A 15,204-nucleotide genomic window follows, 5' to 3' on the forward strand; every position below is an offset into this window, starting at 1 on the left:
CGCCATGGAAGACGGTTCCGGAGCTGTCTTTGTATGGTTAAGTTTCCGTTTCTCTGGGGCTTCGCCGGCACTACTTGCCTCTGGCGTGGTCTTCCCTCTTTATTCTTCTCCGCTACTTCGTCCCTGTATCGAAAATCTTAAAGCCATCGCCAATCGCCGATGCTGTCGCCCGCATGACAGCGGCTCCCAGGTTTCAGTCGTGATCAATGCAGCCCCAAGCCAATCACAGAAGGATAGGTACTATGAAAGTTCTGCTCGTACTGACTTCACATGACCAGCTCGGCAATACCGGCAAGAAGACGGGTTTCTGGCTGGAAGAGCTCGCCGCTCCTTACTATGCGTTCAAGGATGCGGGTGCGGAGATGACGCTCGCTTCGCCCAAGGGCGGCGAGCCACCGCTCGACCCCAAGAGCGACGAGCCGGCGTTTCAGACGGATCTTACGCGACGCTTCAATGCCGATGAGGCCGCCAAGGCGCGGCTTGCGAATACAGTGCGGCTGGATAGCGTCAACCAGGCTGACTATGACACGGTTTTCTATCCCGGCGGGCATGGCCCGATGTGGGATCTGGCCGAAGACCCCAACTCCATCAAGCTGATCGAGTCCTTCATCGCGGCCGGCAAGACCATCGCACTCGTCTGCCATGCGCCGGGCGTGTTGCATCGGGTCAAGAACGCCGACGGCACGCCCTTCGTCGCGGGCCGGAAGGTGACCGGCTTCACCAATGGCGAGGAGGAGGCCGTCGGGCTGACGAAGGTGGTGCCTTTCCTGGTGGAAGACGAGTTGCTGAGCCTCGGGGCGATCTTTTCCAAGGTCAAGGATTGGGGTGTCTACACCGTCACGGACGGGCAGTTGATCACCGGGCAGAACCCGGCATCGTCAGGTCCGGCAGCGCATGTGCTCATCGAAGCGCTGCGCAAGAAGGGTAAGTAAGCAGGGCGAGCGGATCGGCAGCCCCAGCAATTGTGCTGCACCACGGACATCCCCGGCCCAACCTTATCGCGGCCGGCGGACCGCCCGTACCTTGCCGCTGCCGCCGCCACCAGCATAGAACAGGTCCGCGCCATCGGCCTCGAGCCCGGAAACGCCGGTGCCCTCGGGCATATCGAGCCGTTCCAGCACCTCGCCGGTGTCAGGGTCGATGCGCCTGATGTCGCTCTTGTCGTCCTGCCAGGTGGCGTGCCAGAGCTCGCCATCGACCCAGGTCACGCCCGTCACATGGCGTTTGGATTCGATTGTGCGCAGGATCGTCCCCGTCTCAGGGTCGATCTGGTGAATGCAGTTTTCGCGGTACTGGCCGACCCAGAGACTGCCTTCGCACCAGGCCATGCCGGAATCGGCACCCTTGCCGGGGGCGGGTATGGTGGCGACCACGGTGCCGGTTTCGGGATCGATCTTGCGGATTTTGTCCTCGGCGATCTGGAAGATGTAACGTCCGTCGAAAGCGGTGCCGGCATGGGCGGCGACATCGATGGTCTTGAGCTCGGCCCCGGTTTCGGGGTCCAAAGCCCGCAGGTTTTCGCCGGCGGCAAACCAGACCCGACGGCCATCATAGGTGACGCCACCGATATTGCGCGTGCCCTCGAAGGGGCCGTACTCCCTGACGATTTCTGCCTGTGATGTCTTCATGGTGCTCCATCCTCCTTCTTTTTTCGCAATTCCGGACGCAGAACCGCTCCGCACTTTGCTGCCGTTTATTTCTAATCGCTCGGTAGCGGACCCGGGAGTAACAATGTTGTCGGGAAGCCGACGACCGGCGGCATCATCCAGCGGCGCGCCCGTCCATTGCCGAAAAACTGCACCTTGCCGGCCGCTTCCAGCGCGTCGAGCGCCCGCTGCACCGTGCGCGGGCTCAGGCTCAGGGCGATTGCGAGCGCCGTGCTGGACCACGATTCGCCATCGGCGAGAAGTGCCAGCAGCGAGGCATGCTCCTCCTCGACCGGCGGGGCGAGCACTACGACGGCGCGTCCATCATGCGGCATCAGCGCAAAGCCGTGGGTCGTCGCCTTGACCTCCGCAAGATTGGCAAGTGCCGCGCGCAGCCGGCCGATTTCGACGCGCAGCCGCGCCCGGTGGGATTCATCGGCGTGACGGGCGCGGAAGGCGCGGGCAAGCAGAATCGAACGTAAGACATCCGATGGTGCTGCCTCGGCGAGCGTGCGGGCGAGTGCAAACAGCACCGGGCGGCTTGCAAGCGGCACGATCGCGCTGCCCACGCGCACCACGTTGCGGCAGGCATCGATGACGAGTGTATCTGAGGCAAGCAGCGCCTCGACCTCCTGAAGCTGCAGCAGGCGTTCCGTGCCGCCATCGATCAGCCGGGCGGCGGGCGCTTCCAGAACCTTTGCGGCATCGCGCACCTCTACGGCAAGTGCCGGTATGTCGGCTTTCAGCGCCGCTTCGGCCGCATGGGCCAGTGCCTGGCGCGCCGGCTCCGTGCGCAGCCGGCGGATTGCGACACCGGCGACGGCAAGTTCATGGCCGGCGCGGGCAGCCGGCGGCAGCGGCGAGGGGTCGAGATCGGCGAGCAGCTTTTCGGCGGCATCGAGATGACCGATCAGGAGCAGACGGCGGATCTGCAGGTTGCGGGCATGGGCGGCGTTGACGCGGTCACCGCGCCTTTCGAGCGTCAGGCGCGCGCCTTCCAGCGCCTTTTCCGGCCAGGTGAGATCGCGCGAGACAAGGGCAATTTCGGCCTCCGCCACAATACAGCGGGCGCGGGCCACGGCCTCGCGCGGGCCGAAGGCATGAGCAGCGCTCTTCAGCAGTGCCTTGGCGCGGGTGAGATCGCCGAGCTGGGCCATGGCGATGCCGCGCAGCGCAAGCGCCGGCGGGTCGTCGCGCAGCGCCACGCGCTTCATTGCGCCCAGCGCATCGCCCACGGCCAACGCCTGCGCGGCAGCTGTTATCAGCGAGTCCATCGGAATCCCGTCACACTTGTAACTCCCACCCCTCGGGCATTCAGACCTAGTTTATTCCCCATCGGCAGGCAACGGCCCGCCGGCTTAGACCCTTCAATGCAAATGAGGAGAAGACCAATGATGATGCACAAGACCGGAACACGGGCGGAATGGCTGCGGGCGCGGCTGGCGCTGCTGGACGAGGAAAAGGATCTGACGCGCCGCAGCGATGCACTGGTAGAGCGCCGCCAGGAACTGCCCTGGGTGAAGATCGACAAGGACTACCGGTTCGAGACCGAAGCCGGCATCGTGCCGCTGTCGGCACTCTTCAAGGGCCGCTCGCAGCTGCTCGTCTATCACTTCATGTTCGGGCCGGACTATACGGCCGGCTGCCCATCTTGCTCGGCGATTGCCGATGGCTTCAACGGCGTCACCGTGCATCTGGAAAACCACGATGTCGCCTTTACCGCCATCTCCCGCGCGCCGCTGGCCAAACTCTTGGAATTCAAGCGCCGCATGGGCTGGACCTTCGACTGGGCGTCGTCGGCCGGCAGCGATTTCAACCATGATTTCAATGTGGTGTTCACGCTGCAGGAACAGCGCGACGGCGGCATCGACTACAACTACCGCCGCGAACCTCCGATCCCGGATGCGCAGGCCGGCAAGAGGGTACAGCAATGGGAGCTGCGCGGCGGCGAAGGCCCGGTGGCGCAGATGGCCGCAACGACGGGCACCGATATCTCCACCTACACCCGCGACCGCCCAGGCCTCAGCGCCTTCGTCGTGCAGGACGGCGAGATCTACCACAGCTACTCTTCCTATGCCCGCGGGCTGGACGGGATCTGGGGCATGTACCAGCTGCTCGACCGCGCACCGCTGGGGCGCAACGAAACGGGTGTCTGGTGGCGTCACCACGACCGTTACGGGGCAGGGCAATGAGCACGCCTTCGAAGATGGGGGCCGGCAATAGCGCCGGCCCGCTTCTGCCTGGTGTCGCACGCGGGCTATCGCTTGCGGCGGCACCCACCTTTGCCGTCATGGCTGCGCTCTCGGCAAGCGATCCGGCGGCGGACATGATCTGCTCGATGGGCGGGATGCCGATGCATGGCGCATCGGCCTTCAGCGGCATGGCGGCCATGTATGGACTGATGAGCCTGTTCCATGTCGGGCCGTGGCTGAGGCTGATGGGCGGCGAGGGAGGCTTTCGCCGCCCGTAAGGCGGCGGAGGCTCAGCATATCATTGCCTTGGGATAATTTTGACCATTCGCTGCATATTGCCTGCCTGCGCGAACAGGTTGTATGAACCAGAAATCAGTGTCGGCAATGTTTTTGGGGCGAGGATTTGCGGATATTTGCGATTGCTTGCGGGGTGTTGATGGCATCGATCGCCGCTCCGGCTTTTGCTCAGAAGCTCAAGGAAGATCCGTCTTGCGCTGAGGTCAATTATGCCTACGCGGCGACACGATCCAGCTGGTTTTACAGCGAAAGGTTCTACGACCTTCGCAAAGATGGCGCAGGAAAACAGTTTGGTGAGCAGCGCTTCGACGACGAGACCGCTTATTACAGAACGGTCGGCAAGCCGGCCTGGTCTCGCTCCCAACGGGCCAATTGGTCGCCGAGGGATGACTATGGTCCACGGTTCCAGTCATGCCAGTTCGTCGCCGAGCGCGAGGATCTCGGCGATAAGATCCGCCAGTATCGCGCCACATGGCAACGTGATGGTATCGTGGCCGACATCGACGTCTGGTTTTCGTCGAAAGGCAAACGTTTTGTCCGAGCGGAGCGGCGTTTCAAGGATCCGGAATATCCAAACAAGACCTATGGAACGACCGAAGGAGCAATTCTGGAAGTCTTCGACTATAATCCAAAGGCGGCGGTCGCGCCGAAGGGGCCGTTCGAGCCCGATTGATCTGGCGCGGCGATCACTTCATTGCCCGACCACCAAATCCCCAATCGCGTCGATGTGATGGAACCCGGTCAGCAATCCTGACGTTTCCGCCTCGCTGTCTCCCAGCAGCATGCCCACCCTGACACCCCTTCCGACGGCATCCGGAATTGCCCCGCCTCGCCGCCGCTTTCGGACGGAGGAATGCTTATGTCCGCATTGGCAAGTCTGCGCGCGCTCACGCCGCAGCAGCGCAACACTGTCATCGCCAGCTATCTGGGCTGGACGCTCGACGCCTTCGATTTCTTCATTCTCGTTTTCGTTCTCAAATATATCGCCGAGGAGTTTCATACCGACGTTCCCGCGGTGTCCGTGGCGATCTTCCTGACACTTGCCATGCGGGCGCTCGGCGCCCTGATCTTCGGGCTGGCGGCAGACCGTTACGGGCGGCGCATCACGCTGATGGTGGATGTGCTGCTCTATTCGCTCTTCGACTTCCTCACCGGTTTTTCGACCGGGCTCACCATGTTCCTGGTGTTGCGCGCGCTCTACGGCATCGCCATGGGCGGGGAGTGGGGTGTCGGCGCCTCGCTCGTCATGGAGACAGTGCCGGAGGAAAGCCGCGGCATCGTCTCAGGCATCCTGCAGGCGGGTTATCCCTCGGGCTATCTGATCGCCTCGCTGCTGTTCTTCCTGCTCTTTCCTGTTATCGGCTGGCGCGGCATGTTCTTCGTCGGCGTGGCTCCGGCGCTGCTCGTGCTCTATATCCGCCGCAATGTGCAGGAGAGCCCGGCCTTCCTGAAACGCCAGCAGCAGGGTCGTGGCCGGCCGTTCCTAACGGTGTTGCGCGAAAACATTCCGCTCTTCATCTGGGCGGTGCTCTTGATGACCGCTTTCAATTTCCTCAGCCACGGCACGCAGGATATCTACCCGACCTTCCTCGAAAGCCAGCGCAACTATTCGAGCTATACGGTCGGCGCGATCGCCATCGTCTATAATATCGGCGCGATCGTCGGCGGGCTGTTCTTCGGGGCGCTGTCGCAGCGCATCGGCCGCAAGCGGGCGATCGTCATCGCCGCGCTGATCGCCGTGCCCGTGGCGCCGCTCTGGGCCTATGCGCCGGGTCCGGTGCTGCTGGCGATCGGCGCCTTCCTGATGCAGTTTTTCGTTCAGGGCGCCTGGGGCATCGTGCCCGTTCATCTCAACGAGCTTTCGCCTGACGAAGTGCGCGGCACATTCCCCGGTTTCGCCTACCAGCTCGGCAATCTGCTGGCCTCAGGCAATGCGACGATGCAGGCCGACCTCGCCGCCCATTGGAACGGCGACTATGCCTATGCGTTGGTCATAGTGGCCGTGATCGTCGCTGTCGTCGTCGCAGTGCTTACGGGCCTCGGTTACGAGAAGAAGGATGTGCGCTTCGGCACGGAGGAGGCCGAGGAGCCGCGTGGCGCGATGCGAATATAGCGCTGCCTGCGGCCTGAAGGCCGGCGGCGAAAGCTGCCGGCCTTTCCTTGTGGTCACCACGTCGCAGGCACCCCGGCCGCTGCGTAATGCCTAGTTCTGGTACGAATTTTTGATGCCGGCCGGTTTCTCCTTTTTTAAGATCATTGTCCTAGCGTGTCTGAGCGCCGGTTCTGTATTGCGTCCCGCCGCGAGGGGTCATGGATAGTAATTTCGCCTTCCTGCTGCCGGTCATGATGCTGATTTTCGGCTGCACTTTTCTGATCGTTGCCCGGTTCGGGTCGCGGGAAGCGAGGCTTTGGGGCCCGGGCTATCTTTTTGCTGCGGCCGCGTTTTCCGTTCCGCTTTTCGACAGCCTGCTCGCCGAGCGCACCGCCTCTGCCATTGCCGATGCATTGTTCCTTCTCGCGTTCTTTTTCTATTCCGGGGCCATGCTCGCCCGTTTCAGACGGCCTTCCTATTTCCGGCTGCGTCTTGCCTTTGCCGGGGTGATGTATGCGGGCATGCTCTATGCGGCGCTGGTCGCTGTCAGCATTCCGGCAGAGTTCCTGCTGAATGATCTTGCCTGCGTGGCGCTGCTCGGCTTTGCCGTTGCCGTCAGTCTGCGGCACATACGCCATGCGGCCGACAAGCTGCTGCTTGCCGTCTCCGGTCTCGTCATTGCCGATATCATCATCCGCAATGTGGTCTTCGTCTTCATCGTGCCATCCTATGGCGGCCACGAGGATTTCATCTCGTCGCAATACGCCTTCACCATGCAGGCGGCGGCTTCCATCCTGGCGCTGATGTTTGCGCTTTCGGCGCTTGCGGCAACGACGCTCGATACGATCACCGCGCATCGCGATGCCGCGGAGCGCGATCCGATGACCGGCATGCTGAACCGGCGCGGCTTTGACCGCATGGTCGGGGAGCGCGGCCGGGCGGAAGGCGCCGTCATCATCTGCGACATCGACAATTTCAAATGGGTGAACGACACGTTTGGCCACGGACCCGGCGATGAAGTGATCCGTGCCTTTGCCGAGATGCTGCAGGCTCGGATGCCGGAAGGCGGTTTTGCGGCGCGGTTCGGCGGCGAGGAATTCGTGATCTTCCTGCCGGCGACGCCGCTGGCTTCGGGTGCCGATTTCGCCAACCGGGTGCGGCTTGCCTTTGCGGCGGTCGACCGCAAGCCGATCGGTTTCGACGGCGAGCCGATCGGCTTCGACGGCAAGATCACCGCAAGCTTCGGTGTCGCCGGCGCCAATCCGGCCGATCATTCCCTTTACGAGCAGATCGCGCGGGCCGACAAGGCGCTCTATGCCGCCAAGGAGGCCGGGCGCAACAAGGTGATGGTCGAGGGCGAACCGCCGCGCGACATGTCCAGCCCGCGGGTGGTCTCGGTCGCGCGCGGCTGCTGAGCCAACTCGCAAATCCGGTCAATGGTGCCGTTCGACGAGGCAATTGACAAACCCGCCCATAAGTAATGGGCGCAACGCCACCGACAGCTCGAATCCAACGATTTCAATAGATTACAAATCGTCCATGTCGGAAAATCGCCGCATTTCCTACACCTTGCCGTCGCAATTGGCTGAGACCTTGTCACCGTTAGGTGATGAGGAGGTGAGCGGTCATGAGTCTGTCTTTTCCGACGATGGCGGCGATCCGTTTCGGCTATGGATTACGGCCGGGCGAGGCCCCGGCGCAGACGAAGGATGATTTGATCGGGCAGGTGACGCGCGGCGTGAATGGCGTGCCGGGCTTTCCCGTCGGCGGTATAGAGGCGCGGCATACTGCGATCCTCGACCTGCAGGACAGGCTGAAACAGATCCGGCAGGCCGATGGCGACGATCTCGATCGCCGGCAGCAGCGTCGGCTTTTGCAGCGCCGGGCGCAGGTGCTCTTCCAGATGGATGCCAATGCGCGGCTGATGCAGGCGGTGCTTTCGCCCGATGGGTTCAACGAGCGGCTGGCGACCTTCTGGACCAACCATTTTTCTACCAGTGCTGCGAAAAGCCTGCCGATGCGGCTGATCGTGCCGCTCTATGAGGCCGAGGCGATCCGGCCCTATATGGGAGCCAAGTTTGCGACGCTTCTGCGCAGCGCCACCGAGCATCCCTCCATGCTGATCTATCTCGATCAGGCGCAGTCGCTGGGGCCGGATTCCAAGGGCGGCATGCAGCGCAACAAAGGGCTCAACGAAAATCTCGGCCGCGAGCTCCTGGAGCTGCATACGCTCGGCGCGGGCAGCGGTTATACGCAGGCCGATGTGCGCTCGGCAGCGATGGTGCTGACCGGGCTGACGATCGACCAGCAGGCGATGGAGACGGCTTTTCGTCCGCAGATCTCGGAGCCCGGTGCGCATGCGGTGCTCGGCGTCAGCTATGGCGGGGCCAGGCGTACGCGGAAGGATTATCTCGCGATGCTCGACGATCTCGCGGTCAATCCAAAGACGGCCGAGCATATCAGCCGCAAGCTTGCGGTGCATTTCATCTCGGACCAGCCGCCGCAGGAGATGATCCGGGCCATGAGCGAGGCGTGGAAGAAGACGGATGGGGAACTGCCCGCCGTCTACCGCGCCATGCTCGACCATCCGGCCGCTTGGGCGGATGAAGGTGCCAAGGCGCGCCAGCCTTTCGATTTTATCGTCACGGGCTTGCGAGCACTGAACAGCGGTTCGGGGGCGGGCGATGTCGCGGCCTTCATGCAGGCCTATCAGCAGGACGATGCCGACAATGACGAGATGATGGCGATGCCGAAGAAGGATGCAGCGCCCGCTTCCGACGGGCAGGCGATGATGCAGGCGCCGCCGAGCCCTGAAGACGAGGCGCGCATCAAGCAACGCAAGGCGTTCCAGATGGCGCGTGCGCTCGGGCAGGGCGCTCTTCGCCGCATGGGCCAGCCGACATGGCTGCCGCCGAGCCCGGCCGGCTTCGAGGAGAGTTTTTCCGCCTGGATCACCGCAAGCCAGCTTTCCGAGCGGCTGTCATGGGCGCGGCGCGCCAGTGCCCAGTTCGGCAAGGATGTCGATCCGCGCGACTTCCTGAAGGCGACGCTTGCCGATGCTGCCCGCGACGAGACGATCCGTGTCGTCTCGCAGGCGCCGAACAGGGTGAGCGGACTGACGCTGGTTCTTGCATCCCCCGAATTCAACCGTCGATAGGAGCCCGTCATGACAGAGTTTACGCTTTCGCGCCGCGGCTTCCTCACTTCCGCGTGCTGTCTCGCCGCAGCCCCCATTTTCACACCGGTCACCTTCGCGGCCATGCCCGGCGACAAGCGCTTCGTGACGATCGTGCTGCGCGGGGCGATGGACGGGCTCGACCTGGTCCAGCCCTATGGCGATGCCGGCTTTGCGGCGCTCAGGCCGACGCTGGCGCTCACGCCCGACAAGGGGCTTCTCGATCTCGACGGGCATTTCGGCCTCAACCCGGCGGCGGCCGATCTCATGCCGCTGTGGAAGAGCAAGGAGCTGGCCTTCGTCCATGCGGTCTCCACGCCCTATCGCGACCAGCGCAGCCATTTCGACGGGCAGGACATGCTGGAATCCGGCGGCGAACATGTGGCCGAGGAGAAGACCGGCTGGCTGAACCGGGCGCTTGCCGTCATCCCGCGCTCAGATGCGCGCAAAGCGATCGACGTCAACACCTCCACGGAGCTGATCCTGACCGGGCCGAACAATGTCGATGTCTGGGCGTCGGACTCCAATCTCGGGCCGGCCAAGGATGAGATGCAGTTCCTGATGCGGCTCTATGCCGGCGATCCGGCTTTCGCCAAGGCAATGGACGAGGCGATGCGGGCCAACAGCGCTTCCATGATGGCCGAATCCTCCGGCCAGCGCGGCGAGAAGATCACCGATGTTGCGGCGCTCGCCGGCAATATGCTGAAGGGCGATTACCGCATCGCCAGCTTCTCGATTACCGGCTGGGATACGCATGTCGGCCAGCTCGGCCAGTTCAAGCGGCCGGTGCAGGATCTGGCGCAGGCGATCATGACGCTGAAAGCCACGATGGGCGCCGATCTCTGGTCGAAGACGGTGGTGCTTGCGATGACGGAATTCGGCCGCACCGTGCGTGAGAACGGCTCGGGTGGTACCGATCACGGCACGGGCGGCTGTGCGGTGCTTGCGGGCGGTGCGATCGATGGTGGGCGGATTCTCGGCAGATGGCCGGGGCTTGCGGATGGCGCGCTGCTCGATGATCGCGATCTGATGCCAATGGCAGATGTGCGGGAACTGGCGGCGGCGATGCTTTATCGGCAGTTCGATGTGTCGGCGGAGGATCTGACGGGGAAGATTTTTCCGGGGCTGAGCTTTGACAAGGGATCGCAGTTTTTGCGGGCTTGATGTTGGATGCTTTGATCGGGTGGTTCTGTGATTTTGGCCCCGAGCCACGGGTCACGACCCGTCCTTCGGACCCCCGCAGGGGAGAAGGGGATGTGCCGCGCCGTCTCTGCATTCTCAAAAGGCGTCGTATGCCACGTCCCCTCTACCCAGCGGGGAGAGGGCTAGGGTGAGGAGCCCACGCGTGATGAGCTCCCTTCAATCAACATCAAACCGCGTCATCCTCAGTCCGCGCACCACCCTGCAAATTATTCAGCACCGAGAGAATGCTCTGCCAGCTCTGATAGCCCGAGGTCGGGTCGTCGGTGCGGCCCTGGGATTCGATCTGGTCGAGCGCATTGTTGGCAATGCCGATGAAGTCTTGCGAGGTACCGTCATAGGCGGAAGTTTCAGCATCCGAGAGCGGCAGGAGCGTGCCGTCCGGGTCGATCTTGCCGAAGGGGCGGCCTGAGAGCTGCAGCTGCAGGATCTCGGTCAGGTCGAGATCGCCGGAGTCATAGAGATCGGTGGAGAGATCGCGCATTTCGGCCGGCGTCATATGGCTGAAATCGTGAGAACCGCCTTCTTCCTCGCCCGAGGGATCCTCGCCGATGGGCTGGTCGAAATCATCGAGGCTTGCGGCAAAGGCCGATCCGCCGGCGGCGCTCTTCTTCTGGGTCGAAAATGCGGAGTAGCTTGGGGTGCTGCCATCGATACGCATTGGTGGTCTCCTGATCAGGATCATCCTGATGGGTCGGACAATGCTTGGCCGTACTTGCGCGAAGCTGGTCGATACTGCGAATTTTCGTGTTGCTGGGAGTTACTACACAGGACCGACTCTTCGGCTAATTGCTGATGAAGAAGTCGCGGTCTTTGTAGTCGATCTCGACCCAGTCGAGTCCTTCGGCCTCTTTGGGCAAAGCAATTCCGAAAGTTACGCCGTCCTGCGTGAAGATCATCAATCCCCACAGCCTGTCCGTCAGTTGCGCACCCAGAATAAAATGCGGACCACGCCTGGTAACTTCACCTGTTATCTCATTGTGCGACTCGCTCGAAAATACCCAACTGACCGTTGGTATCGTTTGTTTGTCACGTTCGCTTCGAGCCATATATGCGCCGAACGAACGGACTTCGTTCAGGGCACTTCGAGTGAGATGGACCTTCATGTCGCGATCCTCGTACAGGCCGGGAAGGGATAAAATATATGTAGGGTTGCGATTACGGGATACGCAATCAATGTGCGTAGGTTGGATTAGTAGTCGGATGTTACAGTAGGTACGACGTTGCTGTTTGGCGGGGTCGGTACCCCAACCTCCGTCATTCCTGTGCTTGTCACAGGAATCCAGCCGGCTTGCGTCGGCAAGCCGAAAAGACTCTTTTAAAACAATACCAAATAGGAGATCCGAATGTTTCGCAARGGGAGGAGTCTCCCACCGCGTAGACACGCGGCTGCTGGATTCTTGTGACAAGCACAGGAATGACGGAGGAGAGAGGCCTCAAATGAAATCATACAGCCGGAAGATCCACGTGATCTGGTAGATGAGGCCGGCGCTGACGAACACCGCATGAAACCGCCGGTTCGCCGTCCAGGCCGCAATAATACACAGCACGATATAAACCGCATTCCGCACCGGATATTCCCACCCGAGTGCGGCCAGATACGCCTTGCCCTTCAACAGCGTATCCAGAAAATCCACCGCATAGGTCACGGCCAGCATGCCGAAGAACCATCTGCGCCGGGAGATGAAATATTCCTCGTAGCCACCGTAATCCTCGATCGTCGTCGGGAAGATCAGCACGCAGAGGAAGAAGAACAGGCAGCAGAAACTAATGAGGAACAGATAGACGCCGAAGGAGATGACGGCCAGCGACTGCAGGCGATATTCCCACCACCAGAAATGGATGATGAACAGGAACATCGAGGCGACCCAGCCGAGATGCACCCAGTAGACCCTGAATTTGCCAGGCGATTGCACGATGCCGCCGAGGCCAGTCAGCAGGCGGGCGAGCGAGAGGCCGATCACCATCGACATCACGGTCCGGATGTAGACGTAGACTTCCGGTGTCGCGGCCGCCTGCATCATCTCACTCCTGGGGGACGACCTTGGGGTTGCCGTCTTCGTCGAGCGCCACCATGATGAAGGTTCCGGCGGTCACTTTTTCCTGCTGATTGTAGCGCGAGCGGTGCGCCCAGGCTTCAACACGCAGCGTGATGGAGGTGCGGCCGACGCGCTCTACCTCGGTATAGATGGACAGCGTATCGCCGATCTTGACCGGCAGTTCGAAGGCCATTTCCTTCACCGCGGCGGTAACAACGCGGCCCCTGGCGCGCTCGGCGGCGCGGATGCCGCTTGCCAGGTCCATCTGCGCCATGACCCAGCCGCCGAAGATATCGCCGGCCGGATTGGCATCGCCGGGCATGGCGAGCGTACGTAGCGTCAGTTCGCCTGTCGGCTTGGCGGCATCGGTCATCAGGGCTCTCCGTTTGGCCGGTGATTCATCTGGAATCACCCTAATGCAAAGGCAAGCCGGTGGGAAAGGGCGCAAAAACACAGGTTTGCGCGACGCCTGCAAAAAATATCAGGCGGCTGCGGAAGAATTTCAACCGTTAAAATTCGGTTCGAATTCAAATGCTTGATCTTGCAGCGGGGCTGCGCCCGATTGCCTCACGTAGCGTTATTTCATCAAGATCTAATCAAATTTTACCGTCCGGTAAGCGGCTCACATCAGTATCTGATGATTGTCACACATGAGAGCTGCCGGAACCCCATGCGCAACATCAGGATTTCAACCCGCCTCTACAGCCTCGTCGCCTTCGCGCTTGCCGTGCTTGCCGCAACGATGATCTTCTTCCTCAACTATTCCTATCGGGAGCTGGAGGCCGAGCGCAAAGCCGGTCTGGCGCAGATGGATGCGACGGCGCTTGCCATCTTCGACAAATATTACAAGCTGGAGCAGGCGGGCGCGATGACCCGCGAGCAGGCGCAGACGGCGGCCAAGGAAGTGATCGCTTCCATGCGCTATGGCGGCGGCACCGGCTATTTCTGGATCAACGATATGCATCCGACGATGGTGATGCATCCGGTCAAGCCAGAACTCAACGGCACGGACCTGACGCAGAACAAGGACCCGAACGGCAAGTTCCTGTTCGTCGAATTCGTCAATACGGTGAAGGCGAGCGGGCAGGGTTTCGTGGACTACTACTGGCCGAAGCCGGGCGCCGACCAGCCGGTGCTGAAATACTCGCATGTGGCGGGCTTTCAGCCCTGGGGCTGGATCGTCGGCACCGGCGTCTATTCGGATGACCTTGCAGCGCTCTATCGCCAGAACGCGATCTGGACGGCCGTGGTCGGTCTCATCGGCGCGCTCATTACCCTTGCCATCGCCTATGCGATCGTGCGCAGCGTGACGGCGCCGGTTGCGCGCCTGAAGGCGGCGATGAATGCGATTGCCGATGAGAATGCGAGCGTCGATATCACGGATGCCGATCGGCGCGATGAGATCGGCCAGATGGCGAAATCGCTGATTGTGCTGCGCGACTCCGTTGCCGAGCGCGCCGAACTGCGCGTTCGCGAAGACGAGCGCCAGCGGGAGATCGAGGGCGAACGGCGCGGCAACGAGGCGAGCCTACGCTCGTCCTCCGAACGCCAGACGGCGGCGATGCAGGCGCTCGGCGCCGGCCTGGAGCGGCTGGCTGCCGGCGATCTGACGGTCGCGATCGACGATCTCGGTCAGGATTATGCGAAACTGCGCTCCGACTTCAACGCGGCGGTCGATGCGCTCAACGGCGTCATCCATGCGATCGCGGAATCCAGCCATATCGTCAATGACAGCGCCCGGGACATCAGCGATGCGACCGGCAATCTTTCCAAGCGCACCGAGCAGCAGGCTGCAGCGCTCGAAGAGACGGCCGCCGCTCTCGACGAGATCACAGCGACGGTCCGCACCGCCTCCGAGCGCGCCAACGAGGCGCGCACCATGGTGGCGGAGACGAAGACGAGCGCCGGCAAATCCGGCGAGATCGTCCGCAACGCCGTCTCCGCCATGAGCCGCATCGAGGATAGTTCGAGCCGCATCAACCAGATCATCGGCGTCATCGACGAGATCGCCTTCCAGACGAACCTTCTGGCGCTCAACGCCGGCGTGGAAGCAGCGCGTGCGGGCGAAGCCGGCCGCGGTTTCGCGGTCGTGGCGCAGGAGGTGCGCGAACTCGCCCAACGCTCGGCCAATGCGGCCAAGGAGATCAAGACGCTGATTTCAAGCTCGGCAGCCGAAGTCGAAGGCGGCGTGGCGCTGGTGCGCTCCACGGGTGATGCGCTGGTCGAGATCGAGGCGCTGGTCAACCGCGTCAACTCCCATGTCGACTCCATTGCGACTGCTGCCCGCGAACAGGCAACCGGGCTGCACGAGATCAACACCTCGGTCAACCACATGGACCAGATGACCCAGCAGAATGCCGCGATGGTCGAGGAGACCACGGCTGCGAGCCAGACGCTGGCGGAGGAAAGCCAGCAGCTGCGGGCGCTGTTGTCGAAATTCCGCCTGCGCGACCAGACGGGGCAGGGTGCGCGATACGGCCGGGCTGCGTAAGCGGCAGTGTGACCAATATTCACGGGCTGCGGCAGATGATGCCGCGGCCCTTTTTTCATTTTGGGATTTTCC

15 protein-coding genes are annotated in these 15,204 nt (G+C 62.2%); 9 read left to right on the top strand and 6 right to left on the bottom strand.

Translation table 11 applies throughout. The features are described 5' to 3' along the window. Positions 1-242 precede the first annotated feature (242 nt). Entirely contained in the window at positions 243-932 is a 690-nt protein-coding gene (locus AC1DM5_RS00455; protein WP_477822184.1) for a type 1 glutamine amidotransferase domain-containing protein, read from the top strand. Positions 933-995: 63 nt separating this feature from the next. Here AC1DM5_RS00455 and AC1DM5_RS00460 read toward each other — a convergent pair whose 3' ends face one another. Further along, on the bottom strand, positions 996-1,628 hold the full coding sequence (locus AC1DM5_RS00460; RefSeq protein WP_477822183.1) for a Vgb family protein: 633 nt from the start codon (positions 1,626-1,628) through the stop codon (positions 996-998). 71 nt (positions 1,629-1,699) lie between these two features. Next, positions 1,700-2,920, bottom strand: a complete 1,221-nt coding sequence (locus AC1DM5_RS00465; RefSeq protein WP_477822182.1) for a helix-turn-helix domain-containing protein — start codon at positions 2,918-2,920, stop codon at positions 1,700-1,702. Positions 2,921-3,037: 117 nt separating this feature from the next. Between AC1DM5_RS00465 and AC1DM5_RS00470 the strand changes: the two genes are divergently transcribed. From AC1DM5_RS00470 to AC1DM5_RS00500, 7 genes are all read left to right on the top strand, one after another. Further along, a complete protein-coding gene (locus tag AC1DM5_RS00470) occupies positions 3,038-3,838 on the top strand; it encodes a DUF899 domain-containing protein (RefSeq protein ID WP_477822181.1) in 801 nt (266 codons plus the stop codon). After that, positions 3,835-4,116 carry a hypothetical protein gene (locus AC1DM5_RS00475; RefSeq protein ID WP_477822180.1) on the top strand — a complete coding sequence of 94 codons (282 nt, stop codon included), beginning with the start codon at positions 3,835-3,837 and terminating at the stop codon, positions 4,114-4,116. Before AC1DM5_RS00470 ends, AC1DM5_RS00475 begins: the two co-directional genes overlap by 4 nt. Positions 4,117-4,274: 158 nt before the next feature. Next, entirely contained in the window at positions 4,275-4,808 is a 534-nt protein-coding gene (locus tag AC1DM5_RS00480) for a hypothetical protein (protein ID WP_477822179.1), read from the top strand. A 186-nt stretch (positions 4,809-4,994) separates the two neighbouring features. Continuing rightward, the gene (locus AC1DM5_RS00485) at positions 4,995-6,248 is read left to right on the top strand and encodes an MFS transporter (protein ID WP_477822178.1); all 1,254 of its coding nucleotides are present in this window, start codon (positions 4,995-4,997) and stop codon (positions 6,246-6,248) included. Between the two features lie 197 nt (positions 6,249-6,445). Next, positions 6,446-7,642, top strand: coding sequence for a GGDEF domain-containing protein (locus AC1DM5_RS00490; RefSeq protein ID WP_477822177.1), 1,197 nt, complete (start codon positions 6,446-6,448; stop codon positions 7,640-7,642). 212 nt (positions 7,643-7,854) lie between these two features. Next, complete coding sequence (locus AC1DM5_RS00495; RefSeq protein WP_477822176.1) at positions 7,855-9,384, top strand: DUF1800 domain-containing protein; 1,530 nt, start codon at positions 7,855-7,857, stop codon at positions 9,382-9,384. Positions 9,385-9,393: 9 nt separating this feature from the next. Beyond that, positions 9,394-10,566 carry a DUF1501 domain-containing protein gene (locus AC1DM5_RS00500; RefSeq protein WP_477822175.1) on the top strand — a complete coding sequence of 391 codons (1,173 nt, stop codon included), beginning with the start codon at positions 9,394-9,396 and terminating at the stop codon, positions 10,564-10,566. Between the two features lie 205 nt (positions 10,567-10,771). On the opposite strand, the gene AC1DM5_RS00505 is transcribed toward AC1DM5_RS00500, so the two are convergent. The 4 genes from AC1DM5_RS00505 to AC1DM5_RS00520 form a co-directional block, all read right to left on the bottom strand. Next, complete coding sequence (locus AC1DM5_RS00505) at positions 10,772-11,263, bottom strand: hypothetical protein (protein WP_477822174.1); 492 nt, start codon at positions 11,261-11,263, stop codon at positions 10,772-10,774. 124 nt (positions 11,264-11,387) lie between these two features. Then, a complete protein-coding gene (locus AC1DM5_RS00510; RefSeq protein WP_477822173.1) occupies positions 11,388-11,708 on the bottom strand; it encodes a hypothetical protein in 321 nt (106 codons plus the stop codon). Positions 11,709-12,038: 330 nt separating this feature from the next. After that, complete coding sequence (locus AC1DM5_RS00515) at positions 12,039-12,623, bottom strand: hypothetical protein (protein ID WP_477822172.1); 585 nt, start codon at positions 12,621-12,623, stop codon at positions 12,039-12,041. A 4-nt stretch (positions 12,624-12,627) separates the two neighbouring features. Then, entirely contained in the window at positions 12,628-13,014 is a 387-nt protein-coding gene (locus AC1DM5_RS00520) for an acyl-CoA thioesterase (protein WP_477974439.1), read from the bottom strand. Positions 13,015-13,311: 297 nt separating this feature from the next. On the opposite strand from AC1DM5_RS00520, the gene AC1DM5_RS00525 reads away from it, so the two are divergent. After that, entirely contained in the window at positions 13,312-15,132 is a 1,821-nt protein-coding gene (locus AC1DM5_RS00525; protein ID WP_477822170.1) for a methyl-accepting chemotaxis protein, read from the top strand. Positions 15,133-15,204: the final 72 nt, after the last annotated feature.

The organism is Rhizobium sp. 01T437 (genome assembly GCF_056398505.1).

What these genes read in the sequence shown, in the direction of transcription:
- AC1DM5_RS00480 (WP_477822179.1), top strand. Translation starts at nt 4,275, where the DNA reads ATGGCATCGATCGCCGCTCCGGCTTTTGCTCAGAAGCTCAAGGAAGAT.
- AC1DM5_RS00460 (WP_477822183.1), bottom strand. Translation starts at nt 1,628, where the DNA reads ATGAAGACATCACAGGCAGAAATCGTCAGGGAGTACGGCCCCTTCGAG.
- AC1DM5_RS00485 (WP_477822178.1), top strand. Translation starts at nt 4,995, where the DNA reads ATGTCCGCATTGGCAAGTCTGCGCGCGCTCACGCCGCAGCAGCGCAAC.
- AC1DM5_RS00465 (WP_477822182.1), bottom strand. Translation starts at nt 2,920, where the DNA reads ATGGACTCGCTGATAACAGCTGCCGCGCAGGCGTTGGCCGTGGGCGAT.
- AC1DM5_RS00510 (WP_477822173.1), bottom strand. Translation starts at nt 11,708, where the DNA reads ATGAAGGTCCATCTCACTCGAAGTGCCCTGAACGAAGTCCGTTCGTTC.
- AC1DM5_RS00525 (WP_477822170.1), top strand. Translation starts at nt 13,312, where the DNA reads ATGCGCAACATCAGGATTTCAACCCGCCTCTACAGCCTCGTCGCCTTC.
- AC1DM5_RS00515 (WP_477822172.1), bottom strand. Translation starts at nt 12,623, where the DNA reads ATGCAGGCGGCCGCGACACCGGAAGTCTACGTCTACATCCGGACCGTG.
- AC1DM5_RS00520 (WP_477974439.1), bottom strand. Translation starts at nt 13,014, where the DNA reads ATGACCGATGCCGCCAAGCCGACAGGCGAACTGACGCTACGTACGCTC.
- AC1DM5_RS00490 (WP_477822177.1), top strand. Translation starts at nt 6,446, where the DNA reads ATGGATAGTAATTTCGCCTTCCTGCTGCCGGTCATGATGCTGATTTTC.
- AC1DM5_RS00495 (WP_477822176.1), top strand. Translation starts at nt 7,855, where the DNA reads ATGAGTCTGTCTTTTCCGACGATGGCGGCGATCCGTTTCGGCTATGGA.
- AC1DM5_RS00500 (WP_477822175.1), top strand. Translation starts at nt 9,394, where the DNA reads ATGACAGAGTTTACGCTTTCGCGCCGCGGCTTCCTCACTTCCGCGTGC.
- AC1DM5_RS00470 (WP_477822181.1), top strand. Translation starts at nt 3,038, where the DNA reads ATGATGATGCACAAGACCGGAACACGGGCGGAATGGCTGCGGGCGCGG.
- AC1DM5_RS00505 (WP_477822174.1), bottom strand. Translation starts at nt 11,263, where the DNA reads ATGCGTATCGATGGCAGCACCCCAAGCTACTCCGCATTTTCGACCCAG.
- AC1DM5_RS00455 (WP_477822184.1), top strand. Translation starts at nt 243, where the DNA reads ATGAAAGTTCTGCTCGTACTGACTTCACATGACCAGCTCGGCAATACC.
- AC1DM5_RS00475 (WP_477822180.1), top strand. Translation starts at nt 3,835, where the DNA reads ATGAGCACGCCTTCGAAGATGGGGGCCGGCAATAGCGCCGGCCCGCTT.